Annotated in this window: 26 protein-coding genes and 1 pseudogene; 17 read left to right on the top strand and 10 right to left on the bottom strand. The window is 70.3% G+C overall.

From position 1 onward, the window contains the following. The first annotated feature begins 1 nt into the window (after position 1). Genes G6N64_RS02260 through G6N64_RS02275 form a run of 4 tightly spaced genes read left to right on the top strand, consistent with a single transcriptional unit; the run spans position 2 to position 4,100 of the window. A complete protein-coding gene (locus G6N64_RS02260; RefSeq protein ID WP_163795420.1) occupies positions 2-655 on the top strand; it encodes a DUF4129 domain-containing protein in 654 nt (217 codons plus the stop codon). Continuing rightward, positions 652-1,806 (top strand): DUF4350 domain-containing protein, encoded by a 1,155-nt coding sequence (locus G6N64_RS02265; protein ID WP_163795421.1) that lies wholly within the window; start codon positions 652-654, stop codon positions 1,804-1,806. The genes G6N64_RS02260 and G6N64_RS02265 overlap by 4 nt, the downstream gene beginning before the upstream one ends. Further along, positions 1,803-2,777: an AAA family ATPase gene (locus G6N64_RS02270; RefSeq protein WP_197748317.1), complete on the top strand. Its 975-nt coding sequence runs from the start codon at positions 1,803-1,805 to the stop codon at positions 2,775-2,777. Before G6N64_RS02265 ends, G6N64_RS02270 begins: the two co-directional genes overlap by 4 nt. Continuing rightward, positions 2,778-4,100 carry a DUF58 domain-containing protein gene (locus G6N64_RS02275; RefSeq protein WP_163795422.1) on the top strand — a complete coding sequence of 441 codons (1,323 nt, stop codon included), beginning with the start codon at positions 2,778-2,780 and terminating at the stop codon, positions 4,098-4,100. It abuts the gene before it with no gap. Here G6N64_RS02275 and G6N64_RS02280 read toward each other — a convergent pair whose 3' ends face one another. Beyond that, entirely contained in the window at positions 4,101-5,093 is a 993-nt protein-coding gene (locus G6N64_RS02280) for a stage II sporulation protein M (RefSeq protein ID WP_163795423.1), read from the bottom strand. A gap of 28 nt (positions 5,094-5,121) precedes the next feature. On the opposite strand from G6N64_RS02280, the gene G6N64_RS02285 reads away from it, so the two are divergent. From G6N64_RS02285 to lfrA, 3 genes are all read left to right on the top strand, one after another. Beyond that, positions 5,122-6,042, top strand: a complete 921-nt coding sequence (locus tag G6N64_RS02285; protein WP_163801375.1) for an RDD family protein — start codon at positions 5,122-5,124, stop codon at positions 6,040-6,042. A 143-nt stretch (positions 6,043-6,185) separates the two neighbouring features. Next, complete coding sequence (locus G6N64_RS02290) at positions 6,186-6,752, top strand: TetR/AcrR family transcriptional regulator (RefSeq protein WP_163795424.1); 567 nt, start codon at positions 6,186-6,188, stop codon at positions 6,750-6,752. 28 nt (positions 6,753-6,780) lie between these two features. Beyond that, entirely contained in the window at positions 6,781-8,478 is a 1,698-nt protein-coding gene (gene lfrA / locus G6N64_RS02295) for an efflux MFS transporter LfrA (protein ID WP_246230892.1), read from the top strand. Here lfrA and G6N64_RS30120 read toward each other — a convergent pair. Further along, positions 8,390-8,833: pseudogene (locus tag G6N64_RS30120) on the bottom strand (anthrone oxygenase family protein); the annotation flags it as partial. The gene lfrA and the pseudogene G6N64_RS30120 overlap by 89 nt on opposite strands. A 44-nt stretch (positions 8,834-8,877) precedes the next feature. Here G6N64_RS30120 and G6N64_RS02305 point away from each other — a divergent pair. Further along, positions 8,878-9,810 (top strand): AraC family transcriptional regulator, encoded by a 933-nt coding sequence (locus G6N64_RS02305; protein WP_163795426.1) that lies wholly within the window; start codon positions 8,878-8,880, stop codon positions 9,808-9,810. Here G6N64_RS02305 and G6N64_RS02310 read toward each other — a convergent pair. From G6N64_RS02310 to G6N64_RS02320, 3 genes are read right to left on the bottom strand one after another with little or no spacing between them, the layout of a single operon-like run. After that, positions 9,789-10,889 carry a cation:proton antiporter gene (locus tag G6N64_RS02310; protein WP_163801376.1) on the bottom strand — a complete coding sequence of 367 codons (1,101 nt, stop codon included), beginning with the start codon at positions 10,887-10,889 and terminating at the stop codon, positions 9,789-9,791. The two genes, G6N64_RS02305 and G6N64_RS02310, sit on opposite strands and share 22 nt — an antisense overlap. Positions 10,890-10,946: 57 nt before the next feature. Next, the gene (locus tag G6N64_RS02315; RefSeq protein WP_163795427.1) at positions 10,947-11,324 is read right to left on the bottom strand and encodes a hypothetical protein; all 378 of its coding nucleotides are present in this window, start codon (positions 11,322-11,324) and stop codon (positions 10,947-10,949) included. 37 nt (positions 11,325-11,361) lie between these two features. After that, entirely contained in the window at positions 11,362-12,690 is a 1,329-nt protein-coding gene (locus tag G6N64_RS02320; protein WP_163795428.1) for a carotenoid oxygenase family protein, read from the bottom strand. A 244-nt stretch (positions 12,691-12,934) separates the two neighbouring features. Between G6N64_RS02320 and G6N64_RS02325 the strand changes: the two genes are divergently transcribed. From G6N64_RS02325 to G6N64_RS02365, 9 genes are all read left to right on the top strand, one after another. Further along, positions 12,935-14,512, top strand: coding sequence for an NCS1 family nucleobase:cation symporter-1 (locus tag G6N64_RS02325; protein WP_163795429.1), 1,578 nt, complete (start codon positions 12,935-12,937; stop codon positions 14,510-14,512). A 70-nt stretch (positions 14,513-14,582) separates the two neighbouring features. Beyond that, the gene (locus tag G6N64_RS02330; protein ID WP_163795430.1) at positions 14,583-15,122 is read left to right on the top strand and encodes a PadR family transcriptional regulator; all 540 of its coding nucleotides are present in this window, start codon (positions 14,583-14,585) and stop codon (positions 15,120-15,122) included. Positions 15,123-15,205: 83 nt separating this feature from the next. Next, on the top strand, positions 15,206-15,940 hold the full coding sequence (locus G6N64_RS02335) for a PadR family transcriptional regulator (RefSeq protein WP_163795431.1): 735 nt from the start codon (positions 15,206-15,208) through the stop codon (positions 15,938-15,940). 100 nt (positions 15,941-16,040) lie between these two features. Beyond that, the gene (locus tag G6N64_RS02340; RefSeq protein ID WP_163795432.1) at positions 16,041-16,895 is read left to right on the top strand and encodes an oxidoreductase; all 855 of its coding nucleotides are present in this window, start codon (positions 16,041-16,043) and stop codon (positions 16,893-16,895) included. Positions 16,896-17,034: 139 nt separating this feature from the next. Next, on the top strand, positions 17,035-17,400 hold the full coding sequence (locus G6N64_RS02345) for a hypothetical protein (protein ID WP_163795433.1): 366 nt from the start codon (positions 17,035-17,037) through the stop codon (positions 17,398-17,400). Between the two features lie 47 nt (positions 17,401-17,447). Continuing rightward, positions 17,448-18,164 carry a class I SAM-dependent methyltransferase gene (locus tag G6N64_RS02350; RefSeq protein WP_163801377.1) on the top strand — a complete coding sequence of 239 codons (717 nt, stop codon included), beginning with the start codon at positions 17,448-17,450 and terminating at the stop codon, positions 18,162-18,164. A 39-nt stretch (positions 18,165-18,203) separates the two neighbouring features. Further along, complete coding sequence (locus G6N64_RS02355; RefSeq protein WP_163795434.1) at positions 18,204-19,325, top strand: FAD-binding domain-containing protein; 1,122 nt, start codon at positions 18,204-18,206, stop codon at positions 19,323-19,325. Between the two features lie 9 nt (positions 19,326-19,334). Next, entirely contained in the window at positions 19,335-20,813 is a 1,479-nt protein-coding gene (locus G6N64_RS02360) for a glutamate-cysteine ligase family protein (RefSeq protein WP_163795435.1), read from the top strand. Positions 20,814-20,843: 30 nt separating this feature from the next. Continuing rightward, positions 20,844-21,536, top strand: coding sequence for a class I SAM-dependent methyltransferase (locus G6N64_RS02365; RefSeq protein WP_246230893.1), 693 nt, complete (start codon positions 20,844-20,846; stop codon positions 21,534-21,536). Here G6N64_RS02365 and egtE read toward each other — a convergent pair. Genes egtE through egtA form a run of 5 tightly spaced genes read right to left on the bottom strand, consistent with a single transcriptional unit; the run spans position 21,533 to position 26,853 of the window. After that, a complete protein-coding gene (egtE, locus tag G6N64_RS02370; protein WP_163795436.1) occupies positions 21,533-22,618 on the bottom strand; it encodes an ergothioneine biosynthesis PLP-dependent enzyme EgtE in 1,086 nt (361 codons plus the stop codon). The genes G6N64_RS02365 and egtE overlap by 4 nt on opposite strands. After that, entirely contained in the window at positions 22,615-23,580 is a 966-nt protein-coding gene (egtD, locus tag G6N64_RS02375) for an L-histidine N(alpha)-methyltransferase (RefSeq protein WP_163795437.1), read from the bottom strand. The genes egtE and egtD overlap by 4 nt, the downstream gene beginning before the upstream one ends. Next, entirely contained in the window at positions 23,581-24,270 is a 690-nt protein-coding gene (gene egtC / locus G6N64_RS02380; protein WP_163795438.1) for an ergothioneine biosynthesis protein EgtC, read from the bottom strand. It lies immediately after the preceding gene. Then, on the bottom strand, positions 24,263-25,537 hold the full coding sequence (gene egtB / locus G6N64_RS02385; protein WP_163795439.1) for an ergothioneine biosynthesis protein EgtB: 1,275 nt from the start codon (positions 25,535-25,537) through the stop codon (positions 24,263-24,265). Before egtB ends, egtC begins: the two co-directional genes overlap by 8 nt. Continuing rightward, entirely contained in the window at positions 25,534-26,853 is a 1,320-nt protein-coding gene (gene egtA / locus G6N64_RS02390) for an ergothioneine biosynthesis glutamate--cysteine ligase EgtA (RefSeq protein ID WP_163795440.1), read from the bottom strand. Before egtA ends, egtB begins: the two co-directional genes overlap by 4 nt. Positions 26,854-26,911: the final 58 nt, after the last annotated feature.

The following is a 26,911-nucleotide window of genomic DNA, read 5'->3' on the forward strand; positions in this document are numbered from 1 at the left end:
CGTGACGGCCCTCGACGTCGACCGCGACGCCGCCCACGACGCCGCGCAACGGGAACTCTCCCGACCCATCTATCCGACGGGTTCGCTGACGGACCGGCTGGCCGGTTGGCTCGACGACCTCCTGTACCGGCTGATGGTCGGAGGCGCGTCGTTCCCCGGCGGCTGGCTCACCGTCACCGTCCTGCTCCTGCTCCTCCTCGCCGCGTTGGTGGTGGCCGTCCGGGTGGCGTCGCGCACCATGCGGACGAACCGCGGCGGCGACACCCCGCTGTTCGACTCCCATCTCCGGACGTCCTCTGAACATCGGGTCGCCGCCGAGCAGTACGCGGCGCGCGGCGAGTGGGCGGCGGCCATCCGGCACCGGCTCCGCGCGGTCGCGCGACACCTCGAGGAGGCTGAGGTGCTGGACCCGATGCCGGGGCGGACCGCAACGGAACTGGCTCGCGACGCCGCCACGGCGATGCCCGATCTTACGGGCGACTTGCGTTCTGCCGCAATCGAATTCAACGACGTCACCTATGGTGAACGGCCCGGCACCGAGGCCGGGTACCGCATCGTCGCCGATCTCGACGACCGGCTCCTGCGGCGCTCGGTGTCCCGGGCCGATACGTCCGCACCGGCCGACGAGGTGGACTCCTGGGCGGAGATCCGTTGACGTTCGGCAGCACGGCGGTCGGGCCCTCGGTCGGGCAGCGCTGGCGCACCGCGAGGTGGGTCATCCTCGCGCTGGTCGCCATCACGGCGGTGTCCGCCGCCACCGCCCTCCTGACCGGAGCGCGGCCCGGCGCCAGGATGGACCCACGATCGACGTCGCCCGACGGGGCGCTCGCGCTGGTGTCACTGCTCCGGGACGCGGGCGTCGAGGTGATCGAGGCCGACCGGCTCGCCGACGTCGAGCGAAACGCCCGCCCCGACACCCTGGTGGTGTTCACGGAGACCTACCTCCTGGTCGACGACGACGCACTCCGGCGCCTGTCCGCGATCCCCGGCGACCGACTCGTCGTCGAACCCGTGTCCCGTGCCCGGGAGGCGCTGGCGGACGGCCTCGACGTCGGACCGGACACCAGCTTCGGCGGCGATCCCGACTGCGACCTCCGTGCGGCCGAGCGCGCCGGGCGTACCCGGCTCGACACCGCCGTCACCTACGTGGCGAAGGGCTTGGAAATCAAAGGTGCCGACGTCACCCGCTGCTACGGCGGCGCCGTCGCCCGCTACACCCGGGACGGGCGGACCGTCACCGCCGTCGGTTCCGGCGACTTCATGCTGAACGCCGACCTCGCCAAGGAGGGCAATGCCGCCCTCGCGATGAACCTCGTCGGCAGCAGGGAACGCGTCGTCTGGTACACGCCGACCCTCGTCGAGGGCGATTCCGATGCGTCGGCGTCCATCACCGACCTGATCCCCGATTGGGTGACGTGGGTCGTCGCGCAACTGTGCCTCGCGGTCCTGCTCACCGCGCTGTGGCGGGGCCGGCGCGTGGGCCCGCTGGTGGCGGAGGACCTACCGGTCGTCGTGCGTGCCTCCGAGACGGTGGAGGGCCGCGGCCGGCTCTACCGGTCCAGACGCGCCCGCGACCGGGCCGCCGACGCGCTGCGGACCGGCGCGTTGAATCGCCTGCTGCCGCGCCTCGGCATGAACGCCACCACCGCGCCGTCCGCAGTCGCCCGCGCCGTCGCCGACCGCATCGGCGGCGACCCGAACGCCCACGGACATCGGCTGTTCGGGCCGGCCCCGGCCACCGACGCCGAACTGGTCACCCTCGCCCACCAATTGGACGACATCGAAAGGCAGGTCTCCCAGTCGTGACCGACTCCCGTGACACCCCACCCGACGAGGCGGCGGCACGAAATGCACTGCTGGCTCTGCGCACCGAGATCGGCAAGTCGGTGGTGGGTCAGGACGCCGTCGTCAGCGGTCTGGTGATCGCGCTGCTGTGCCGCGGCCACGTGCTCCTCGAAGGCGTTCCGGGCGTGGCGAAGACGCTGCTGGTACGCACGCTGTCCGCGGCGCTCGCACTGGACTTCAAGCGGGTGCAGTTCACGCCGGACCTCATGCCCGGCGACATCACCGGCTCACTGGTCTACGACGCCCGCACCGCGGAGTTCGAATTCCGTTCGGGCCCGGTGTTCACGAACCTGCTGCTCGCCGACGAGATCAACCGGACACCGCCGAAGACGCAGGCCGCACTGCTCGAGGCGATGGAGGAGCGTCAGGTCAGCGTCGAGGGCGAGGCGCGGCCGCTGCCCGACCCGTTCATCGTCGCCGCGACGCAGAACCCCATCGAATACGAGGGCACCTACCAGCTTCCCGAAGCGCAACTCGACCGCTTCCTGCTCAAGCTCAACGTGCCCCTGCCGCCGCGCGATCAGGAGATCGCCATCCTGTCCCGGCACGCCCACGGCTTCGATCCGCGCGACCTGTCCGCGATCCGTCCGGTCGCGGGCCCGGCCGAATTGGCCGCCGGCCGTGACGCCGTGTCGCGGGTGCTGGTGGCCGACGAGGTGCTCGGCTACATCGTCGACCTCGTCGGCGCCACACGGCATTCGCCGTCGCTGCAGCTGGGCGTCTCCCCGCGCGGCGCGACGGCGCTGCTCTCCACCGCACGGTCGTGGGCCTGGCTGTCCGGCCGCAACTACGTGACGCCGGACGACGTCAAGGCCATGGCCCGGCCGACGCTGCGCCACCGCATCGCCCTGCGACCCGAGGCCGAACTCGAGGGCGCGACCCCCGACGGCATCCTCGACGGCGTTCTGGCCGCGGTCCCGGTGCCCCGCTAGATGATCCTCACCCGGCGCGCCGGATTGGCGGCACTGCTCGGCGTGCTGCCCGTCGGCCTGTCGCCCTGGCCCGCGGCGACGTTCGCGGTCCTGGCGGCCGTGCTCGTCCTCGCGGTCGCCGCGGACGTGGCGCTGGCCGCCAGCCCACGCCGGTTGCGGTTCAGCAGGGCCGGTGAGGTGACGGCCCGCCTCGGCGCGCACGTCGATGCCGTCCTGACGGTGCAGAACGGTGGACGGCGACGGTTCCGCGGCGTGATTCGCGACGCCTGGCGGCCGTCCGCACGTGCCGAACCTCGCCATCACGACGCTGACGTCGCTGTGGGACAACGGCTTCGAGTGGTGACGACACTGCGTCCGAATCGACGCGGTGATCAGCGGGCAGCGGTCGTGACGGCGCGTTCGATCGGTCCCCTGGGTTTCGCGGGCCGGCAGGCGTCGCATCGGGTGCCCTGGCAGGTCCGCATCCTGCCGCCGTTCCTGTCCCGTAGGCACCTGCCGTCGCGGCTGGCCAAACTCCGCGAACTCGACGGCATGGTCCCCGTCCTGATCCGCGGCCAGGGCACCGAATTCGACTCGCTGCGCGAGTACGTGCCGGGCGACGACGTCCGGTCCATCGACTGGCGGGCGACGGCCAAGCGCTCCGACGTCGTGGTCCGCACGTGGCGGCCGGAACGCGACCGGCGGATCGTCATCGTCCTCGACACCGGCCGCACCTCCGCGGGACGGGTGGGCGTCGACCCCACCGCGGGCGACCCGAGCGGCTGGCCCCGCCTGGACTGGTCGATGGATGCCGCACTCCTGTTGGCGGCGTTGGCGTCTCGGGCCGGTGACCACGTCGACTTCGTCGCCCACGACCGGGTCGCGCGGGCCGGGGTGTTCAACGCTTCGCGCACCGGCCTCCTCGCCGCGCTCGTCGAGGCCATGGCACCGCTGCAGCCGGCGCTGGTGGAGTCCGACGCCGGCGCCATGGTCGCGACCGTGCAGCGCCGCGTGCGACGGCGTGCGCTGGTGGTGCTGCTCACCGACCTGAACGCGTCGGCGCTCGACGAGGGCCTGATGGCCGTTCTGCCGAGGCTCGCGTCGCGCCACCACGTCCTGCTCGCCGCGGTGTCCGACCCGCGCGTCGACGTGCTGGCGGCGGGACGGTCCGACGCCGCCCAGGTGTACGACGCGGCGGCCGCGCAGCGCTCCCGCAACGACCGGTCGGCGATCGCGACGAGGCTGCGCCGCCACGGCGTGGACGTCGTGGACGCCCAACCCGAGGAACTGGCACCGGCTCTCGCCGATCGCTATCTGGCGATGAAGGCCACCGGCAGACTCTGATCAGCTCGTCGGGACGACATCCGGCGCGTCCCGGACATCACCCGTCTCCCCGGCCCGTGCGGCCCTGCGACCGAAGTGCACCACGTACGCGAGGAAGGCCGCCTCGGCGGCCACTCCAATCGCGATCCTGACGAACGTCGGGAGCGGCGACGGCGTGACCAGAGCCTCGATGAGCCCGGACACCAGCAGGACGACGACGAGCCCGACGGCGACGGACACCACGGCCCTGCCCCGCTCGGCGAGGACCTGACCGCGGGGGCGATCGCCAGGCGCGATCACCGACCAACCCAGGCGCATCCCCACCGCGGCGGCGAGGAACACCGCGGTCAGCTCGAGCAGCCCGTGCGGGGTGAGCAGGCCGAGGAAGACGTCGCCCCTGCCGGCATCGAACATCAGGCCGCCGCTGACGCCGACGTTCGCGGCGTTCTGAAACAGCAGGTAGGGAATCGGTAGACCGAGCAGGACCGCGAAGCCGATGCACTGCGCGGCCACCCAGGAGTTGTTGACCCACACCCGAAAGGCGAACGATGCCGCCGGATTCTCGCTGTAGTACGCGGCGAAGTCCTCGTTGACGAGGCGCGCGACGTCCGACGGCGTGCCGATGGTCGACTGCACCTCGGGGCTGCCCGCGACCCACGCGCCGACGACGACCGCGACCACCAGGAACGCCGCGGCCGACGCGAGCCACCACCGCCAGGCCTGATAGGCCACCAGCGGGAACGACACCGTCCAGAACCGGATGAACTCACTCGAGAGCGGGGCGTGCGCGCCGGTGACGGCGGCGCGGCTCCGGGCGACCAGCCCCGACAGCCTGCCCACCAGTACGGGGTCGGCGGCCGACGATCGCACCATCGACAGGTGGGTCGAGACCCGCTGGTAGAGGTCGACGAGTTCGTCGACCTCCGCGCCGGTCAGCGAGCGGCGGCGCTTCACGAGGTGCTCCAGACGGTCCCACGTCGCGCCGTGGGCCAGCACGAACGCGTCTGTGTCCACCCGCGCGATCCTAGTAGCGTTGGCTGCCATGGTGGCCGTGCCCGAACCGATGGTGACCGGCGACGCCGTCGTCCTGGACGTGCAGATCGCCCAGTTGCCGGTCCGCGCACTGTCGGCCCTGATCGACGTCACCGTCGTGATGATCGTCTACCTCATCGGGATCGTGCTGTGGGCCACCACGCTGGCCGACCTCGACACGGCTTTCTCCGCCGCGGTGCTCATCGTCTTCACCGTGCTGGCGGTCGTCGGCTACCCGGTCATCGTCGAGACCGCCACCCGCGGCCGCTCGCTCGGCAAGGTCGTGATGGGTCTGCGCGTGGTCTCCGACGACGGCGGCCCGGAACGCTTCCGGCAGGCCCTGTTTCGTGCGCTGTCCGGGTTCGTCGAGATCTGGATGTTGACCGGCGGCCCAGCCGTCATCTGCAGTCTGGTGTCCCCACGCGGCAAGCGCATCGGCGACGTGTTCGCGGGCACGATGGTGATCAGTGAGCGCGCGCCGCGGCTGGGTCCGCCGCCGGTGATGCCGCCGCAGCTGGCGTGGTGGGCGTCGACGCTGCAGCTGTCCGGGCTGGGCGCCGAGCCTGCCGAGAGGGCGCGGCAGTTCCTCTCACGCGCGCCGCAGCTGCAGCCCGCGGTCCGCGATGGGATGGCGCACCGGATCGCCGCCGAGGTGCTCGCGCAGACGTCCCCGCCCCCGCCGCCGGGCACGCCGCCGCAGCTGGTGCTCGCGGCGGTGCTGGCCGAACGCCACCGGCGCGAAATCGCCCGGATGCAGGCGGCGCAGGCCCCGCCCGCCGGGGGCGCGCGGGGTGGGTCGCCGGCACCCTGGACACCCACGGGCTACCCACCGCCTGCGACCCCGCCGCCCGGCGTCGAGTGGGCGCCCGCGCCGCGTGCCTCACCGCCGTCGGCCTCCCCGGGCCCGCCCGGCTTCGCGCCGCCGGACTGACCCACCCGTCACCGTCGCCGAGTGTGAACCTGGCGACGCCTGAGCGCCGAAACCGTCGTGACGTTCACACTCGCGGCGCGGCATCGGCCAACAGGTGGGACACCAATGTCCCATTCTGGACCATGAGTGCTACATTGGACGACATGGCTGCTCCCTTGTCGACCGAAGGCGGTCCCCGCACGCGGACACGCCGGGCGATCCTCGAGGCCGCCATGGTCGTGCTCGCCGAGAACGGCACGGCGTCGCTCGCCGACATCGCCTCGGCCGCCGAGGTGGGCCGCAGCACGCTGCACCGCTACTTCCCGGAGCGCTCGGAGCTGCTCAAGGCGGTGGCGCTGCACGTGCACGAGCTGAGCAACGCGGCCATCGCCCACGCCGAACCCGACTGCGGGCCCGCCATCGAGGCGTTGCGACGCGTCGTCGAGAGCCAGCTCGACCTCGGCCCGATCGTGCCGTTCGTCTACGCCGAACCGAGCCTGCAGGCCGACAAGGAGTTGGCCGCGATCCTCGACACCGGCGACGAGGCGATCGTCGCGGTGCTCGACCGCGTCGCGACACAGGGCACGGCCGGTCCGCCGTGCTGGCCGCGCCTCGTCTTCTGGGCGCTGCTCAACGCCGGCTACGAGGCCGCGAACATGGGCACGCCCCGCGTACAGGTGGTCGACGCCATCATGGCCAGTCTGACCCGCGGCACCATCACGTCCGATTGATCCGCTACACCCGATTTCAGGAGAACCAATGTCTTCCCGGTCAGACGTCGTGACGACGTCCGTCCACACGCCGCGACGCGCCTGGGTGGCGCTCGCGGTGTTGTTGCTGCCCGTGATGTTGATCGCGGTCGACAACACCATCCTCGCCTTCGCGCTGCCCAGCATCGCCCAGGACTTCCGCCCGCCGGCGACCACGCAGCTGTGGATCATCGACGTCTACTCGCTGGTCCTGGCCGCGCTGCTCGTCACCATGGGCAGCCTCGGCGACCGGTTCGGACGCCGCCGCCTGCTGATGATCGGTGCCAGCGGCTTCGCCGTCGTGTCCGTCGCCGCCGCCTTCGCGCCCAGCGCGGAAGCACTCCTCGGCGCGCGCGCCGTGCTCGGCTTCTTCGGCGCGATGCTGATGCCGTCGACGCTGTCGCTGATCCGCAACATCTTCGCCGACGCGTCCTCGCGCCGGTTGGCCATCGCCATTTGGGCGTCGTTCTTCACGGCCGGCTCCGCCCTCGGGCCGATCGTCGGTGGCGTGCTGCTCGAGCACTTCCACTGGGGCGCGGTCTTCCTCGTCGCGGTGCCGATCCTGCTGCCGCTGCTGATCCTCGCGCCGCGCCTGGTGCCCGAGTCGAAGGACCCGAACCCGGGCCCGGTCGACTCGTTCAGCGTGCTGCTGTCGCTGACGACGATGCTCCCGCTGGTGTGGGCGGTCAAGACGGCCGCACACGACGGTCCGTCGTGGACCGTGGCCGCCGCGCTCGCGGTGACCGTCGGGTCCGGCGTCCTCTTCGCACGGCGTCAGATGCGCACGGCGACACCGATGCTCGACATCACGCTGTTCCGCCATGCGCCGTTCGCGTCGTCGGTACTGGCCAACTTCCTGTCGATCGTCGGCCTCATCGGATTCATCTTCTTCGTGTCCCAGCACCTGCAGCTCGTCCTCGGGTTGAGCCCGCTGGCCGCCGGACTGGTGACCCTGCCGGGCGCGGTGCTGTCGATGATCGCCGGCATCACCGTGGTGCGGTTCGTCCGCTGGTTCGCGCCGCACCAGCTGATGATCGTCGGACTCGTCCTGGTGTCCGTCGGGTTCGGGATGATCCTGCTGTTCCGCCACGACCTGACGATCGCCGCCGTGGTGGCGTCGTTCATCGTGCTGGAGATCGGCGTCGGCATCTCGCAGACGATCACCAACGACACGATCGTCGCGTCGGTGCCGGCCGAGAAGTCCGGTGCGGCGTCCGCGGTGTCGGAGACCGCCTACGAGCTGGGCGCCGTCGTCGGCACGGCCACGCTGGGCACGATCTTCACCGCGTTCTACCGCGCCAACGTCGACGTCCCCGCCGGCCTGTCGGCGGTGCAGACCGCCGATGCGGCCGAGAGCATCAGCGGTGCGGCTGCCGTCTCGACGCAGCTGCCGCCGGCTCAAGCCGACTCGCTGATGGACTCTGCGCGAACGGCCTTCGACTCGGGCATCGCTCCGACGTCGATCATCGCCGGCGTCCTGGTGCTCATCGCAGCCGTCGTGGTCGCCCTGGCGTTCCGCAGCCACCGGCTCAACGGTGGTGGAGAAGGCCCGTCAGCATCAACGCCGACCCCACCAGTGGCGCCACCGTCCGTACGTGATTCCACGCGATCCACGGCCCTGAGTAGGCAGTCCAGTCGCGCAGCGCGTCGGCCCCGGACACCGCGGCCGGATCGACCGCGTCCAGTCGGTCATTCAACGGGACGTTGAACGCCACCGTCACGATGAAGGCGACGACGCCGAGGCACGCGCCGGCCAGGACGTAGCCCGCTCCCGGCGTCGACAGCCTCAGTGCCGCAAGGACGCCGACGACGACCGCCAGTAGCGCGCCACCGCAGAACAGGGTGAGGAACGGCGCTTTCGCCTGGGCCTCGGCGTTGATCGCACGCATGGCGGCGATCGCGTCGGCCGGGTCCGCGCGGTCCAGCCCGGCCATGACGAACGTCGAGAAGGCGAGGAACAGACCGCCGACGGCGGCCGCGGTGAGGGTAGCGGCGGCGGTCGCGAGGACGTAGGGGCTCGAGGTCATGGGTACAGTCCACCTGCCCTCGGCGAGACGATCCATCGATCACCGTCTCTCCTTCATACGTCAGCGTCTACATTTCGATCATGGATGCGCTTGGAGGTCTGCTCGACGGTGTGCGCGCCCGCGGCGCCTTCATCCTCAGGATGTCGCTGGACCCGCCGTGGTCGATGTCCATCCGGGACGATGCACCGCTGACGTTGATCTGCGTCACCCACGGCGCGGCCGTCATCGTCACGGCGTCGGGCACGCGAGTGGACCTCGCCCCGGGTGACGTCGCCGTGGCGCGCGGCACCGAGCACTACCGGTTCGCCGACTCCGCAGACACCGAACCACAGGTGGTGATCCACCCCGGCAACCGGTGCACGACGCTGAACGGCGCGGACCTCCGCTTCGAGATGTCGGTGGGCGTACGCACCTGGGGCAACTCGGCGGCGGGTGCCGACCGCGCGATCGTCGCGACGTACGACGGTGGCAGCGAGGTGAGTTCCCGCCTGCTGCAGGCACTCCCGACGCTGTTCGTCCTCCGCGGCGACGACTGGCACACTCCGCTCGTCGACCTGCTCGCGGACGAGGCCGGACGGGAGGGACCCGGCCAGGAGGCGTTCCTCGACAGGCTGCTCGACCTCCTGCTGATGGATGTCCTACGGACCCGCTTCGACCGCGACGCGCATGCCCCGGCGTGGTGGCACGCCGAGCGCGACGCCGTGGTCGGGCCGGCTCTGCGGTTGATCTACCACAACCCCGGGCACCCGTGGACGGTCGCCAATCTCGCTGCCGCCGTGGGCACCTCACGCGCAGCCTTCGCGCGCCGGTTCGCCGATCGCGTCGGAGAGTCACCGATCGCCTTCCTCACCGGCTGGCGGTTGACGCTGGCCGCCGACATGCTGCGGTCGGGCGACTCCACGATCGCCGCCATCGCCCACGAGGTCGGCTACGCTACGCCGTTCGCGCTGAGCAGCGCGTTCAAGCGGGCCTACGGGACCAGCCCGACCGCCTACCGCGCCGCCGCGGCCTGACCGCGTTTCGCGACCGCGCCGGCGATCGAGGTCACCGCGATCGTGACCAGCGCGCCCAGGATCAGAGCCGACGGCTCACCCGGTGCCAGCAGTCCCTGCTCGGTGCCGGGGGTGGCCGCCGCGACCGGGACGCCGAGTTGCGCGGCAGCCATCGCCGCCAGCGGGAGTGGTTGGCCGACCAGCCTTCCCAACCCGTGGGCCAGGACGGCGCCGAGGCCGAGCGCGACGCCCAAACCGATGAAGGCGGGATGGTCGCCGAGTTCGCGGACACGAAGCGACGCGCCGAGCCAGACGAAGAACAGGGGCCCGAAGAAGCCCTCGGTGATGCCGAGCAGCTGCCGCGCCAGCCGCTTCGGTTCCCCGATCCCATTGATCACCAGGCCGAGCGCGAAACCCGCCAGCATGATCGACACGTGGGTGGTGGCGGCGAGGGCGGACAGCGCGAACAGCAGGATCAGGCTGATGCGTAGCTCCAGCGCGAGGCCGTGCCGTTTCGAGTACTTCCGCACCCTGTCCCGCGTGCCGTCCCGGTCGAATCGGCGCAGCACCAGGTAGAGCACCGCCGCCGATGCCGAGATGGCGAGCGCACCCAGCGCGGCGCCGGCGGCTCGTCCGGGGTTGATCACCAGTGGCAGCAGGACGATGCAGGCGGCGTCGGCGACCGCGATCTGCGCCTTCACCGACAGCACCGGCGGACCGTCGAGGCCGAGTCCGTCGATGATGGGCAGCGCGACGGCGGCCGACGACGACGCCATCAGCACCGCGTACAGCGCGGCGTGACCCGTGTCGAACAGGTGGGCCATCAGGACGCCGAGCACGGCGGCGACCGCGCCGACCAGAACCGCCCGCAGCACGGCCCTGCCGATGCCCGTGCGCAGCGACGCGTCGCGGACGGGGACGTGGGTGCCGACGACGAACATCACCAGCGCGAACCCGATGTTGGCGAGCAGGACGAACGTGGGATCGGTGGTGTCGACGAGGTCGAATCCGGTTCGGCCGATCAGCATTCCGGCCGCCAGTTCGCCGATGATGACCGGGATGGCCAGGCGCGGTACCGCCGTAAGCAGCGGACCGGCCATGCCGACGACGACGAGCAGCGCCAGCGTGTCGAACCCGAACCCCGGCACGTCAGCCGATCAGGACTGCCAAGACACGAGCCGGCACGGGATGTCGGTGTTCTCGTCGGTGAGGTAGCTGGCGCACACGCGGTGGTAGCCGTCGGCGATCTGCAACGGCGCGTTGGTGCGAAAGTCACCGCGCACGAGCAGGATCGGAGACAGTTTCTTGCCATCGCTGATCTTGCCGAGGTCGCTGCGGACCCGCACGTTGGTGTCCGGCAGCAGCGCCAGGCACGCGGCGCGCAAGATGTCCTTCGCCTTGCGGTGAATGGAGTCGGCGACCTTCAGCGCGCCCACCGTCGCCTCGACGGCCGCCGCCTCGGCGATCAGGCTCAGGTAGTCGGCGGCAGCGTCGTAGTCATGGGCCTCCGGATCGGCCATCCACTTGACTGCCATCCGGTCACGATAAACGGCCCGGGCTGCAGATCCGCTGTCAGGCGCCGATCCAGTTGCCGTGGAATCCGTAGGGCACGCGGGTGGGCAGCTTGATCCTGGCCACCGGATCGCCCGCGAAGTCGGCGGCGTCGAGGATGACGAGATCGCTGCCATCGCGGCCGGGGTCGTAGACGTAGCCGAGGTAGTAGCCGTTGCTCTCCCCCGCCGGACCGGGCGCGGGGACGAACACCGCCTCGCCGGGGCCGCCGTCCCCGAGGTCGTGTGCGACGGCAGCACCGGTGCCGAGGTCGTGGCGCACCCAACCGTTCTTCGCGACGGATACCGCGTAGCGCGCGGGCAGCCCGGCCAGCCGGTCGTCGATGCGGGGGAACTCGACGCTGAGGTCGTCGAGTTGACGCTCGGTCACCCGACCGGACGCCAGGTCGATGGTCCACGACCACATGACGGCGTCGACGTCGAAGTCGGCTGCGTCGCGCCACAATTCGGGGTATCGGGCGGCCTGCACCACGAGGCCGTCGACCGTGTCGTGCGCGTTGGCGACGTGGAACACGTAGCAGGGCTCGACGTCGAACCACCGCACCTCGCCGAAGGGGTCATCGCGGCGGAGCACGCCGAACCGCGCTCCGTACCCGTCGTCCCAGCGGAACGGCATGCCGCCCGCGGCCGCCACGTCGACGTCGAAGACGACGGGCAGATCCATGAAGACGACGTGCTCGGCGGTCATCGCGAAGTCGTGCATCATCGTCATCGCCGGGACGTCGATGGGGCGGTCGATCACCAACTCGCCCTTGGCGTTCGCGCGGTGATAGGTGACGTAGGGCTCGAAGATGTTGCCGTATCCAAAGAAGTGCAACTCGCCGGTGGTCGGGCAGATCTTCGGGTGCGCGGTCATCGAGTCGACGAGCTTGCCGCCGAAGTCGTAGACGCCGACGGTCTCGAGGTCGTTGGTGACCTCGTAGGGCAGCGACGACTCGACCAGCGCGAGCGTCTTGCCCGCGTGGTTGACGACGTGGGTGTTGGCCACGCTCGAGCGTAGGTTGCGCGTGCCGTCCTCCCGGTACAGCGGGAACGGATCGACGAAGCTCTCGGTGCGCACCCACCGGTTGCGGTACCACTTGGCCCGTCCGTCCTCGACGCGGACGCCGTGGATCATCCCGTCGCCGGTGAACCAGTGACCCTCCGCCTGACGCGGATTGGGCCCGTTGCGGAGGTACCAGCCGTCGAGGTCCGGCGGGATGGCGCCTTCGACGTCGAGGTCGTACTCGGTCAGCTCGTCGGGTACGGGGGCATAGTTGCCGACGCCGAAGGCCTGTCCGTCTTCGGGCAGGGTCGCATCGGTGGTCGGCGGGTTCACGGTCTCGGTCATGACGGACTCCTCGGGCTGGGCTGACCTTCACACTGACATTCCATGTATGACATGTCAATGGTGGGATGTGGCGTGCACCCCGCGAGCAGACGCCAACTCCCCTCCTTGGTACCGAAACAGGGGAGTTCATGACTGCTCGCGGCTCGTGTCACGCGCCGCGTAAATATGATTTCGGCGCAACGGCGGCGAAACACACCGACGCTACGTTCCGTTCATCTCCTTGCTCGATGGACAGGACGCAGCCATGACAGACATCCGTGATCTCCCACCGAGCGCCACCGTCGGCGCGGGCGACGTCGTCGAGGCGGCGGGCCATCCCGTCGGCGGCGGCCTCATCAAGGAGCACTACGACCCGCGACTGACCAACGAGGATCTGGCGCCGCTGGCGAAGCAGTCGTGGTCGACGTACAACATCTTCGCGTTCTGGATGTCCGACGTGCACAGCGTCGGCGGCTACGTGACGGCGGGCAGCCTGTTCGCGCTGGGTCTGGCCAGCTGGCAGGTCCTGATCGCTCTGCTCGTCGGCATCGTGATCGTGTACTTCCTGTGCAACCTCGTCGCCAAGCCGAGCCAACTGGCGGGCGTGCCGTACCCGGTGGTGTGCCGCAGTTCGTTCGGGGTGCTCGGCGCCAACATCCCGGCCATCATCCGCGGACTGATCGCAGTGGCCTGGTACGGAATTCAGACCTACCTGGCGTCGGCGGCCCTGGACATCGTGCTGCTCAAGCTCTTTCCGGGCCTCATGCCGTACGCGGACGTCGAGCAGTACGGCTTCACGGGGCTGTCACTGCTGGGCTGGTGCAGCTTCACGCTGCTGTGGGTGCTGCAGGCGGGCGTCTTCTGGCGCGGCATGGAGTCGATCCGCAAGTTCATCGACTTCTGCGGACCCGCCGTCTACGTGGTGATGTTCATCCTCTGCGGCTACCTGCTGTGGAAGTCCGGCTGGCACGTCAGCCTGTCGCTCGGCGGTGAGAAGCAAGGCAACGCAGTGGTCGTCATGCTCGGCGCCATCGCCCTCGTCGTCTCCTACTTCTCCGGACCCATGCTGAACTTCGGCGACTTCGCCCGATACGGCAAGAGCTACCAGGCGGTCAAGAAGGGCAACTTCCTCGGCCTGCCGATCAACTTCCTGGTGTTCTCCCTCCTGGTGGTCGTGACCGCGGCAGCGACGGTCCCGGTGTTCGGCGAGCTGATCACCGACCCGGTCGCCACGGTCGCCCGCATCGACAGCGTCACCGCGATCATTCTGGGCGCGTTGACGTTTGCGATCGCCACCATCGGCATCAACATCGTCGCCAACTTCATCAGCCCCGCGTTCGACTTCTCGAACGTCAGCCCGCAGAAGATCAGCTGGCGGATGGGCGGCATGATCGCCGCGGTCGGGTCCGTCCTCCTCACGCCGTGGAACCTCTACGGGAACCCCGAAGTCATCCACTACACGCTGGAGACGCTGGGGGCGTTCATCGGTCCGCTGTTCGGCGTGCTGATCGCGGACTTCTACCTCATCCGCAAGCAGAAGATCGTCGTCGACGACCTGTTCACGATGAGCGAGACCGGCAACTACTGGTACGCGAAGGGGTACAACCCCGCGGCAGTGGCTGCAACCTTGGTCGGCGCGATCCTGGCCATGACCCCGGTGCTGCTGGGTGGCGTGGTCTTCGGCATGGCGGGCGCCGCCCAGTACAGCTGGTTCATCGGCTGCGGGGTGGCCTTCGCCATCTACTACGTGTTGGCGACGCGGGGACCGTGGCGGATGACGGCACTTCGGGTGGCCGAAGGGGCCACGCTCATCGACCCGGACAAGACGGCCGAACCGGTCTGACCTCCGCGACACGACACACTGCCGAGGCCTGACATGTCATGACTGACATGTCAGGCCGTACGCTTTCCCGGTGAGTCTTCGCTTCGCTGCCCTCGGCCTCCTCGCCCAGCATCCCGGTAGTGGATACGACCTGCTGCGCCGGTTCGAGCTGTCGATGGCGAACGTGTGGCCCGCCACCCAGAGCCAGCTGTACGGCGAGCTGAACAAACTCGCCGACGGTGGGCTCATCGAGGTCACCGACATCGGGCCCCGCGGCCGCAAGGAGTACCGCGTCACCGAGGCCGGCCGCGCCGAACTCGTCCGCTGGATCACCGCCCCCGAGGCCGATCCACCGATGCGGCGGCCGGATCTGCTGCGCGTCTTCCTGCTCGGGGAACTGCCCGCCGAGACCGCCCGCACGTATGCCGTCGACTTCGCCGAACACGCCGCGTCGGAGCTGGCACGCCTCCAGCACCTACGGGATTCGTTCGAGTGGGGAGCCGACGACGCCGACTTCTACGGGCGCGCAGCACTGGAGTTCGGGCTGCGCGACGCTGCGATGGAGGAGCGGTGGGCGCAGTGGCTGGTCAGCGCGATCGACGAACGCATCTCGATTTCGCCCTCGGCTTAATCGTTGCATCGCGATAGTTTCCGATATATCGTCAACGTATCGGAAGCGCACACCGTGCTTCCCTCTCGAAAGAAGGAACACCCATGAACACCCCATTCACATCCCATGACGGACCCTTCGGCGACCGCCCCGAGTTCGGCCCCGGCTTCGGCCCCGGCTTCGGTCCTGGCTTCGGCTTCGCCCCGGCGGAACGGCGTGCGCTGCACGAACAGCGCAGGCAGGCCCGCCGCGACTTCCGTGACCACGTCCGCGAACACCGCGGCGAGCGTCCGTTCGGACCCGGCTTCGGTGGCTTCGGCCCCGGCGGACCCGGCCCGGGCTTCGGCTTCGGCCCCGGCGGTCGCGGCGGACGACGCGGCGGACCTCGTGGCGGCGGACGCGGCAGGCGCGGCGACGTGCGCGCGGCGATCCTGACCCTGCTGACCGAGCGGTCCATGCACGGCTACGAGATGATCCAGGAGATCGGCGAGCGCAGTCAGCAGCTGTGGAAGCCCAGCCCCGGCTCGGTCTACCCGACGCTGCAGCTCCTCGTCGACGAGGGCCTGATCGTCTCGACCGAGGCCGGCGGCACCAAGAAGTCCTTCGCGCTCACCGACGACGGCCGCGCCGCTGCGGAGAAGATTGAAACGGCTCCGTGGGACGAGATCACCGAGGGCGCCGACCCCAACGCGGCCAATCTGCGCAGCGCGGTCGGCCAGCTGATGGGCGCCATCGCCCAGTCGGCGCACGCCGGCTCGTCCGAGCAGCAGCAGCGCATCCTCGACATCGTCAACAACGCCCGTCGCGAGGTTTATCAGATCCTTGGCGAAACCGAGTAGCACGCCGGTTGTGGAGTCTGAGCGGCGCTCACCGCCGCTCAGACTCCACGAATCGCCCGGAACCCGGAATACACCCACCGCCTTCGAGGTAGTCAAGAGCATGACGACCTTCCACATCGGCTCCTACACCGTCAAGCGCGTGGGCTTCGGCGCCATGCAGCTCCCCGGCCCCGGCGTCTCCGGGCCTCCCCGCGACCACGACCAGGCGATCGCGGTGCTCAAGCGGGCGGTGGAGCTGGGTGTCGACCACATCGACACCGCGCAGTTCTACGGCCCCGACGTCGCCAACGAACTCATCCGCGAGGCGCTGCACCCGTACCCGGAGAACCTTGCGCTGGTGTCCAAGGTGGGCGCCCGCCGCGACGGCGAGGGCAACTGGAACGCCGCCCAGGAACCCGACGAGCTGCGCGCCGACATCGAGGAGAACCTGCGCACCCTGCAGACCGACCGCCTCGCCGCGGTCAACCTCCGCATCCACTCCGGCGATCCCAACTCCGTCGGACCAGTGCAGCGCGACCTGTTCGACCGCCAGCTGACCGCGATGATCGCCGCCCGCGACGAGGGCCTCATCGGAGGCATCGGCCTGTCCAGCGTCTCCGTCGAGCACCTGAAGATCGCGCTCGACCGCACGGAGATCGTCACCGTGCAGAACGCCTACAACCTCGTCGACACGTCGTCGCAGCCGGTGCTCGACCTCACGACCGAACACGGCATTTCGTTCGTGCCGTTCTTCCCGCTGGGCTCGGGCTTCTCCGCCGACAACCCGGTGCTCGGCAATCCCGCAGTGAAGCAGGCCGCGGCCGACCTCGGCCGCACACCGGCGCAGATCGCCCTGGCGTGGACGCTGTCGGTGGCACCCAACGTCCTGCTGATCCCCGGCACGTCCTCGGTGGCGCACCTCGAGGAGAACCTCGCCGTCGACGACATCGAACTCCCCGCAGGGTTCGCACCGTAGGGGATGCGCCGAGCGCCGGCTTTCGCCGTCTCGGACGACCAGGTGGGCATTGCCGCTGAAGCGCACGGGCCCGACGGTCGACGCCGGTAGCGTGCACGGGGTCGGGTTCGCCGTTGCGACGTGAAAGGTGCCGTCCATTATGACCACTGCCGTACGTCGGGTCGCTGCGCTCGTGGCTGCGTGTGCCGTCGCACCCCTGGTCCTGAGCGCGGCCGCCCACGCCGAGCCCAATCCGACCCAGCCCGGCGCCGACCTGCGGGCTCAGTGCGAGTCCCCCGAGTTCGGCGGCGTTCTCGTCACCGACGTCCAGCAGGGCGTTCAACGCTCGGTCTGTCAGTACATCGTCACGGGCCACTTCTACTACGACACCTACGAGAACGGGACCTACGTCGGCACGGCCGTCTACCGCGACGGGAAGACGGAGCCCACCGAACGCCCGGAGATCCCCGAACTCTTCACCATCCCCCCGGACTTTCGCCTCCCGGGGTTCTTGGGCCCCTCCTGAGGGGAGGCACCGTGGCCACGAGTACGCGCGTGATCGACGTCGACCGCATGCCCCGCGGCGGACCGAGGGCGTCGTGCCTGGATCGCCGGCTGCAGACCGACTGCACCGAGTACCTCGACCGCGACGACGTCGATCCCGCCATCAAGCGCAGCGTCGTGCGGGCCCTGGAACGGACCGGCGAACTGTTCGGCAACCACCAGAGGTTCGCGGCGATCGCGCTCGACGAGGTCGCCGACGTCCCCGACCCCCGGATCCTGGAGTTGGGTTCGGGACACGGCGGGCTGTCGGCGAAGCTGCTGGAGATGCACCCGACGGCGGAGCTGACCGTCACCGACCTCGAGCCCGGCTCGGTGGCCGCCATCGCCGCCGGACCACTGGGCGACGATCCGCGCGCCGTGGTCCGCGCGATGGACGCGACCGCGATCGACGCCCCCGACGGCCACTTCGCGCTGGCGGTGTTCGCGCTGTCGTTCCACCACCTCCCGCCCGCCGACGCGTCGCGCGCGATCGCCGAGGGCACCCGCGTCGCGCACAAGCTGTTGGTGATCGACCTGCCCCGGCCGCCCGCTCCGCTGCACCTGGTCCGACTGGCGACGATGCTGCCGCTGGCGCCGTTCGTGCCGTTCGTGCACGACGGCGTCATCAGCTCGCTGCGGTCCTACAGTCCCTCGGCCCTGCGGGCGCTGGCCGACCACGCGGGCGCGGACGTCGAGCTGCGCGGCGGGCTGCTGAGCCCGCAGGTCATGGTGGCCACGCGACGCTGACCGCCGGGGGCTGTCGGGGCCGACGCCTACGCTCGGATCGTGCAGCAGTTTCCGGTGTCCCGCGACGAGGTGCTGGCCCGCGTCGCCCAGATCGACGCCGCCCGCTACGCCCGGCGGCGCAACCACACGGACGGCGGCACCGAGATCTCCCCGTTCCTCACGCGCGGGCTGGTCACGCTGCCCGAGGTGCGCGACGAGGTCCTCGAACGGCACACGCCGAGCCAGGCGTCCAAGTTCGTCTTCGAGCTGGCGTGGCGTGAGTACTGGCAGCGGGAGTGGACGTTCCTCGGCGACGGGATCTTCAGCGACGTCAAGCGGTCGCAGTACCCCGTCAGCTCACGGCGGATGCCGCGAGCCGTGCTCGAGGCGGACACCGGGGTCGACGCGCTCGACGACGCGATCCGGACCCTCTACGACACGGGCTACATGCACAACCACGCGCGAATGTGGTTGTCGGGCTTGATCTGCAACGTCGCCCGCACCCACTGGTGGCAACCCAGCCAGTGGCTGTACTACCACCTGCTCGACGGCGACCCGGCCAGCAACAGCCTGTCCTGGCAGTGGGTGGCCGGCACGAACAGCCACAAGAAGTACGTGCCCGCGCAGTCCAACGTCAACAAGTACTCGCCGCTGGTACAGCACGGCAGCATCATCGACGTCGGCTACGGCGAACTGGCCGAGATGGCCGTCCCCGACCGTCTGACCGAACGCGCCGACCTCGACCTCGCGTGGGCGCCGCCGCCGAGCGACCCGGTGACCATCGATCCGGCCAAGCCGACGGTGCTGTACCACTCGTTCTGGCTCAACGCGTCCTGGCGACGGGACCTCGACGCCAACCGCATCGTCCTGCTCGAGCCGAGCTGGTTCGCGCGCTTCCCGGTCGCCCCGCACGTCACCGACTACCTCGTGCGCTGCGCCCGCGAGATCCCCGGCGCGGCCGTCGTGGTCGCCGAGTTCGACGATCTCGACCTGGGTGACGACGTGTACTTCGCCCGGCATCCCTCGGTGCCGCACTGGCGCGGTACCGCAGACGAGATGCCACGGATGTTCCCAGACGTGCCCGAGAAGTCGTACGCCTCGTTCACCAGCTTCTGGAAGCAGTGCGAGAAGACGAGCGGCGGCACTCGTCGAAGTGGACCGCCCGGCACCGCGCGCCGATAGGCTCACGGGGTGGGTGAAGAAGTCACGCAGACGGAGTTCAGCCGGGCGCACCGGCAGGAGTACCGCCGCAAGGTGGCGCTGAGCCTCGACGTGTTCGAGACGATGCTCGCCCAGTCGAGCTTCGACTTCGAGCGGCCCATGACCGGCATGGAGATCGAGTGCAACCTCGTCGACGCCGGTTATCAGCCGGCGATGACGAACGCCGACGTGCTCGCCTCGATCGCCGACCCGGCCTATCAGACCGAATTGGGCGCCTACAACATCGAATTCAACGTGCCGCCCCGTCCGCTGCCGGGCCGGTCGGCCTTGGAACTCGAGACGGAGGTACGTGCGAGCCTCAATGCCGCCGAGGCCAAGGCCAACGCCGACGGTTCGCACATCGTGATGATCGGCATCCTGCCCACCTTGATGCCAGAGCACCTCACCGGCACCTGGATGAGCGAGTCGACGCGGTACCAGGCGCTCAACGACTCCATCTTCACCGCCCGCGGCGAAGACATCCAGATCGACATCCACGGTCCCGAGCGCCTGAACGTCGGGACCGCGACAATCGCCCCCGAGTCCGCCTGCACCAGCATGCAGCTGCACCTGCAGGTCTCACCCGGCGACTTCGCGAAGAACTGGAACGCCGCGCAGGTGCTGGCCGGGCCGCAACTCGCGCTCGGGGCCAATTCGCCGTACTTCTTCGGCCACGAACTGTGGTCGGAGACGCGCATCGAGCTGTTCGCCCAGGCCACCGACACGCGGCCCGACGAACTGAAGACCCAGGGTGTCCGGCCCCGGGTGTGGTTCGGCGAGCGGTGGATCACGTCGATCTTCGACCTGTTCGAGGAGAACGTCCGCTATTTCCCGTCGCTGCTGCCCGAGTTGTCCGACGAGGACCCGGTCGCCGAACTCGCCGCCGGACGAACCCCCACCCTGTCCGAACTCCGCCTGCACAACGGCACCATCTACCGGTGGAACCGGCCGGTGTACGACGTCGTCGACGGGCGGCCACACCTGCGGGTGGAGAACCGGGTGCTGCCCGCGGGCCCAACCGTGGTCGACATGCTCGCGAACTCGGCCTTCTACTACGGCATGCTCCGCAGCCTCGCCGAGGACGAACGGCCGGTGTGGACCAAGCTGAGTTTCGCTGCGGCCGAACACAACTTCACCTCCGCCGCCCGGCACGGGATGGACGCCCGGCTGTACTGGCCCGGCGTCGGCGAGGTGACGCCCGACGAACTCGTGCTGCGCGAGCTGCTGCCGATGGCCCACGAGGGGCTGCGCCGGTGGGGTGTGGCGACCGAGGTCCGGGAACGCTTCCTCGGCGTCATCGAGGGCCGCGCCAAGACCGGCCGCAACGGCGCGGCGTGGCAAGTCGAGACGGTTCACGCGCTGCACGAGCGCGGGCTCGACCGACCGCGGGCACTGGCCGAGATGTTGAGGCTGTACTGCGAGCGGATGCACTCCAACGAACCGGTGCACAGCTGGGACGGCCCCTCCTAGGGGTGAGTTCTCACGCGTACCTTGGGTGCCATGACCGACGCCATGAACACCGACGACATGGACTGGGACGGCGCCTACCGGGGCACCGGCGACCTCGGCGGCCCGCCGCCCTGGAACATCGGCGAACCCCAACCGGAGTTGGCGGCGCTGATCCACGACGGCAAGGTCCGCAGCGAGGTGCTCGACGCCGGCTGCGGGCACGCCGAACTGTCCCTGGCCCTGGCCGCGGACGGCTACACGGTCGTCGGGATCGACCTGTCCCCCACCGCGATCGCGGCGGCGAGCGAGGCCGCCGCACGCCGCAACCTGACGACTGCCACGTTCGTCGCCGACGACATCACCTCGTTCACCGGCTTCGACGGGCGGTTCAGCACCGTCATCGACTCGACGCTGTTCCACTCGCTGCCCGTCGAGGGGCGCGACGGCTACCTGCAGGCCATCCTCAGGGCAGCGGCACCGGGCGCGACGTACTTCGTGCTGGTGTTCGCGCGGGGCGCCTTCCCGGCCGAGTGGACCACCAAGCCCAACGAAGTCGATGAGAACGAACTGCGCGACGTCGTCGGCAAGTACTGGGCGGTCGCCGAGGTCCGGCCCGCGTTCATCCACGCCAACACCGTGACGCCACCACCGGGCGTCGAACTGCCCGGCCCGGATCACCCGCGAGACGACAAGGGGCGCATGAAGTTTCCCGCGCTGCTACTCACCGCGCACAAGCCGGGTTAGGCGCCGATCTCCGTCAGCGCCCGGGCCAGGGACTCGAGGTCGTCGGCGGTGACGTCGACGTGCGGCGAGACCCGCAGCGCAGGCGTCGTCATCTCGTCCGGGGCTCGCTCCACCCCGGCGTAGGTGGTCACGATGCGGTACTCGGCGATCAGCCGCTCGCGCAGCCGGCGGCCGTCGGCGCCGTCCGGAGGCGTCAACGTCGTGATGGCACTGGGCTCGTCGGCCCGCTCCACGACCCGCCAGCCCGCGACGCCCGCGAGCACCGACCTGGTCATCGCACCGACCTCGACCAGCCGCTGGTGGATCAGCTCGGGCCCAGCCGCCACGTGCTCACCGAGTGCCAACGAAAGACCAACGTGCGCAGCGAGGTTCACCTCGCGGTGCGCCAGGACGGCGAGCGCCTCGTCGGACAGCAGGCCCGGCCGGGCTGCGAGGATGCCCACCCCGCGCGGACCCGCCGTCCACTTGCGCGACGACGTGTAGATCGCGTCGGCGCCGATGGTCGCGCAGTCCAGGTGGGCGAAGGCCTGCGCCGCGTCGACGACCAGCGGGATGCCCGCGGAACGGCAGGCCGCGGCCAGCGGGCCGGCGGGTTGCACCGTGCCACGGTGACTTCCGAGCATGGTGAGATGCACCAGCGCAGGCGGGTCGTCGTCGAGGAACGCCGCGACGGCGTCGACGTCGAGGCGGCCGGTGGAGTCGGCCGGCAGCCGGCGGACCTCGAAGCGGTGCCGTGCCAGCACCGCGAGGTTCGGCCCGTACTCGCCTGGCAGGCACGCCACCGTGCGTTCCCCGCGCCAGTCGCCGAGCAGCAGGTCCAACGCATCGGTCGCGCCCGTGGTGAACAGGACGTCGTCGGCGTCCAATCCGGTCAGCGCCGCGACCGCCGTGCGGCCCGCCTCGAGGACGGGGGCCGCGGCCTCGGCTGCCACGTACCCGCCCACCTCGGCTTCGTGCCGGGCGTGCTGGGCGGCGGCGTCGATCACCGCAAAGCTCTGCCGCGAGCACGCCGCGCTGTCGAGGTGGACGCCCGCGACCGGGGGTCGCGCGGCGCGCCACCGGTCGGCCAGGGCCGTGGTCACCTGGTCGACAGGGACAGGCCGAAGTCGCCTGCGGCGTCGGTCCACCAGTGCTGCAGCGTCAGTCCCGCCGCCGCCAGTTCGGAGCGGACGCGCTCGGGCCGGAACTTGGTGGACACCTCGGTGATCATCTCCTCGCCGTCGGCGAAGTCGACGTCGAGGTCCAGTGCGGCGATCCGGACGCGCTGCGCGGTGCGGGACCGCAGCCACATCTCGATGCGTTCCTCGGACTCGTTCCACTTGGCGACGTGCTCGAACGCGGTCGGATCGAAGTCCGCGTCGAGTTCGCGATTGACCACGGACAGGACGTTGAGGTTGAACGTCGCCGTGACGCCCGCGGCATCGTCGTAGGCGCGTACCAGGCGTCCGGTGTCCTTGACGAGATCGGTGCCGAGCAGCAGGGTGTCGCCGGGGGCCAGGCTGTCGGACAGCGCGGTGAGGAACTCCGCGCGCGGTCCGGGGGTGAGGTTGCCGATGGTGGAGCCGAGGAAGATCACCAGGCGGCGGCCGCCGGACGGGATCTTGCCGAGGTGCTCCTCGAAGTCGCCGCAGACGGCGTCCACGTCGACGCCGGGATACTCCGTGCTCACCGCCTCGCCGGCGGCGGTGAGCACGCTGGCGTCGACGTCGAACGGGATGAACGTGCGCAGTGAGCCCGCGTCACGCATGGCGCTCAACAGGATTCGCGTCTTCTCCGAGGTCCCGCTGCCCAGTTCCACGAGGGTGTCCGCACCCGCGGCCGCGGCGATGGCGGCGGCATGGGTGCGCAGGATCTCGGCCTCCGCGCGGGTCGGGTAGTACTCGGGCAGCCGGGTGATCTGGTCGAACAGGTCACTTCCGACGGCGTCGTAGAACCACTTCGGCGGCAACGACTTCGGCGAGCCGGTCAGACCGTCGCGCACGTCGCGGCGCAGGGCCGTGGCCGCGGCGTCGGCCGCCAGGTAGTTGGACAGGGTGATGGACATTCAAGCTCCTTCCAGAGCGGTCAAGGTCACACGACCGGCTCCGACGTCGACGAGGTGCCGGTCCGGCACCTCCTGCCAGTCGGGGTGGTCGTCATAGGGTTCGCTCGCCACCACCACGCCGTCGTCGCGCCGCAGGATCGACAGCGTGTCGCCCCACGTCGTGGCGAGGAGGCGAGAACCATTGGCGGCGATGATGTTCAGGCGCGCGTTCGGATCGTCGGCGCCGACCGCGGCGATCGTGGCGCCCAGCGCGTCCAGTCCTCGGTCGAAGATCAGCGCGGCCAGCAGCGCGCTGTCGACTGTCGACTCGGCAGCGGCCGACAGCGGCAGCACGCTGCGGTCGACGACGCCGTTGTGCGAGAGCAGCCAGGTGCCGTCGGTGAACGGGGCCGACGCGGACGGTTCGATGGGCATGCCGATGGTCGCGGAGCGGACGGCCGCGACGATGCACTCACTGCGCAGCGCAGGAGCCACCGACGCGAACGACGCGTCGCCCCACAGGGGGGCCGCGCTGCGCCAGCGTCTGACCTCGCCTGCGTCGACGAAGCCCACCCCCCAGCCGTCCGCGTTCATCAGGCCGTTCTTCTGCCTGCGCGGCGAATACGATTGCACGCGAAGGCCGTACGGCTGGTCGAGCACCAACGAGGCCACCGACACGGGCGCGCCGAGCCAGCCGAGGTGTCTACACATCCCAGGCCAGCCTGACGCCGGAGAAGATCTGCCTGCGGATGGGGTGGTCCCAGTTGCGGAAGCTCGGCCGCAGGATGTCGGCGCCCACCGCCCACGATCCGCCGCGCAGCACCTTGTAGTCGCCGCCGAAGAACGGCTGGGTGTACTGCTCGTAGAGCATCGGCGTGAAGCCCGGCCACGGCCGGATGTCGGACGTGGTCCACTCCCACACGTCACCGAGCATCTGCTCGACACCGTAGGCCGACGCACCGGCCGGGTAGGCCCCGACGGGGGCGGGCCGCAGCGCCTCGCCGCCGAGGTTCGCCAGCGCGGCGGTGGGTTCGGTGGCCCCCCAGGGGAAGCGGCGGCGCCGGCCGGCAACCGGGTCCCACGCGCACGCCTTCTCCCACTCCTCCTCGGTGGGCAGCCGCGCTCCCGCCCAGGCTGCGTACGCCTGCGCCTCGAAGAAGGTGACGTGCTGCACGGGTTCGTCGCCGGGGAGTTGCTCGACGTGGCCGAACCTGGTGCGCGTCCCGTCGGCCCCCCAGAACTGCGGCGCCTCGAGGCCGGCCCGTTCCCGGTGCTCCCAGCCGCGGTCGGACCACCAGTGCTGGTCGCGGTAACCGCCGTCGGCGACGAAGTGGGTCCATTCCCGGTTGGTGACGGGCACGGTGCCTATCCGAAACGACGGGACGTCGACGACGTGTGCGTTGCGCTCGTTGTCCAGGGAGTGCGGTTCGGTTACGGCGTCGACGCCGAGGACGAACTCGCCGCCCGGCACCAGGACCGACGTCCCTGCGACGTCCTGCCTACCGGCGGGCAGCGCGGTACCCGCGCCCAGCAGTGCCGGCCCGGAACGCAGGTTCAGCGCCTGCAGCATGGTCTCGTTGTGCTGGTTCTCGTGGCTGACGACCAGACCGAACCTGAACTCGTCGCCGTCCTCGGGCAGCGCGTCGAGGCTCTCGAACACCTTGTCCCGCACCGTCGCACAGTAGGACCGGGCGTCGGTGGGCGGGAGCAGCGGAAGGTCGACCCGGCCCGCCCGAGGGTTGGCGAACGCGTCGTAGCAACGCTCGACGTCCGGTGCCAGCATCCCCGGCCGGTGGGGATCGTTGCCGCGCAGCAGCCATAGCTCTTCCTGCCAGCCGATGTGGGCGAGATCCCACACCAGCGGGCTCATCAGCGGGTCGTACTGTTGCCGCAGCTCGGCGTCGTCGAACTCCACGATCCGCAGCGTTCGATCCCGCGCACGGCTCAGTTCCCGGGCGAGTACCTCGCGTGAAGTCATTCGTCCTCCGTCGCGAGCCGGATCGTGGCGCCGGCTATTCCGAGTTCTGCGACGCTCTCGTCGAAGTCGTCGGCGGCGCTGCGTCCGCGTTCCACCCGATCGACCAGTCGTGCCATCGAGAATGCCAATTCCGCGGGAGCGCGTTCGGCGGCAGCGGTCACGCATCGGACGGCGGCGCAGTGCAGGTGCGGGTCGCCCAGTCCGTCGCGGGCCGCGCGGTCCCAATCGGTGGCGACCGGTTCGGTGGCCTCGGCGGCGACGTCTGCGGCGACCGGGTCGTCGAGCAGGGTGGCGAGCGTGAACACCACTGCAGGCCACACGCCGTCGGGCACGCTGTCCAGATATCGGATCTCGAGGAATCCTCGGGGCCGGACGGGCGGGAACAACGTGGTCAGGTGGTAGTCGGCATCGGACTCCGTGGGGCGACGACCGCCGAGTGGTGCCCGGCCGTCGGCCCAGTCGGCGAACGGCACCCAGTCGGTCACCGCCGTCGGCTCGGGATCGTGCACGAGCATCACCGGCGCATTGAGCGCGTATCGCACCCAGTCGTTGACCGGGTCGTCGTCGCCCGCGCCGAGGATGGGACCGCAGCGGGCCGAGTCGAGCCGGCTCCACACCCGTTGGCGGGCGCTGCGCCACCCCGTGGACTCCCCGCCCAGCAGCGGTGAACTGGCGGCGACGGCGATCATTGTCGGTCCAAGCGCGTGGGCCAGGCGCACCCGCTCGGTCCACCCGTCGCGAGGTCCCGCGTCGACGTTGACCTGGATCGAGGCCGTCGACGTCATCATCGCGGCACCCGCCGCCTCGGTGCCGCTCGCGCGGAAGAACGTCTCCATGGCGCGGTACCGACCACCGGGGTTCACGCGCTGGGCCGGCCGCAGGGGATCGGCACCGAGCAGGACCAGTCCGAGACCGGCCTCCCGGAATGCGGCGGTCAGCACTCGCCGGTCGGCGAGCATCGCCTCGATGGCGCGCGGCGCGTCCTCCAGCGGCGGCCCGGACAGCTCGACGGCGCCACCGGGCTCGACGGTGATGGCGCTGCCACCCGGCAGAGCGGGAACGGTGGCGATCACGTCGCTCAGCCGATCCCACCCGGGGCGTCGCATCGGATCGGCGAGGTCGAAGCAGTGGGCTTCGATCTCCAGCCCCACCGTGCCCACCGGTCCGTCGCGCAGACAGTCACCGCCGATGTGCAGAGCGACCTCGTCGGCGTCGGCGAATTCCCGCTGGCGCCGCTGTCGTGCATCCGACACGGTCGTGGTCACGTCATCGGTTCCCTCCGACGTGGGCACGGCCGACCGTTCGTTCGTCGCCATGGGATCCATCTTGGAAGAGGACACCGACGGCGTCGCGGGAATTCCCGCGTCACCTTTC

The organism is Mycolicibacterium sediminis (assembly GCF_010731735.1).
Taxonomy (GTDB): Bacteria; Actinomycetota; Actinomycetes; order Mycobacteriales; family Mycobacteriaceae; genus Mycobacterium; species Mycobacterium sediminis.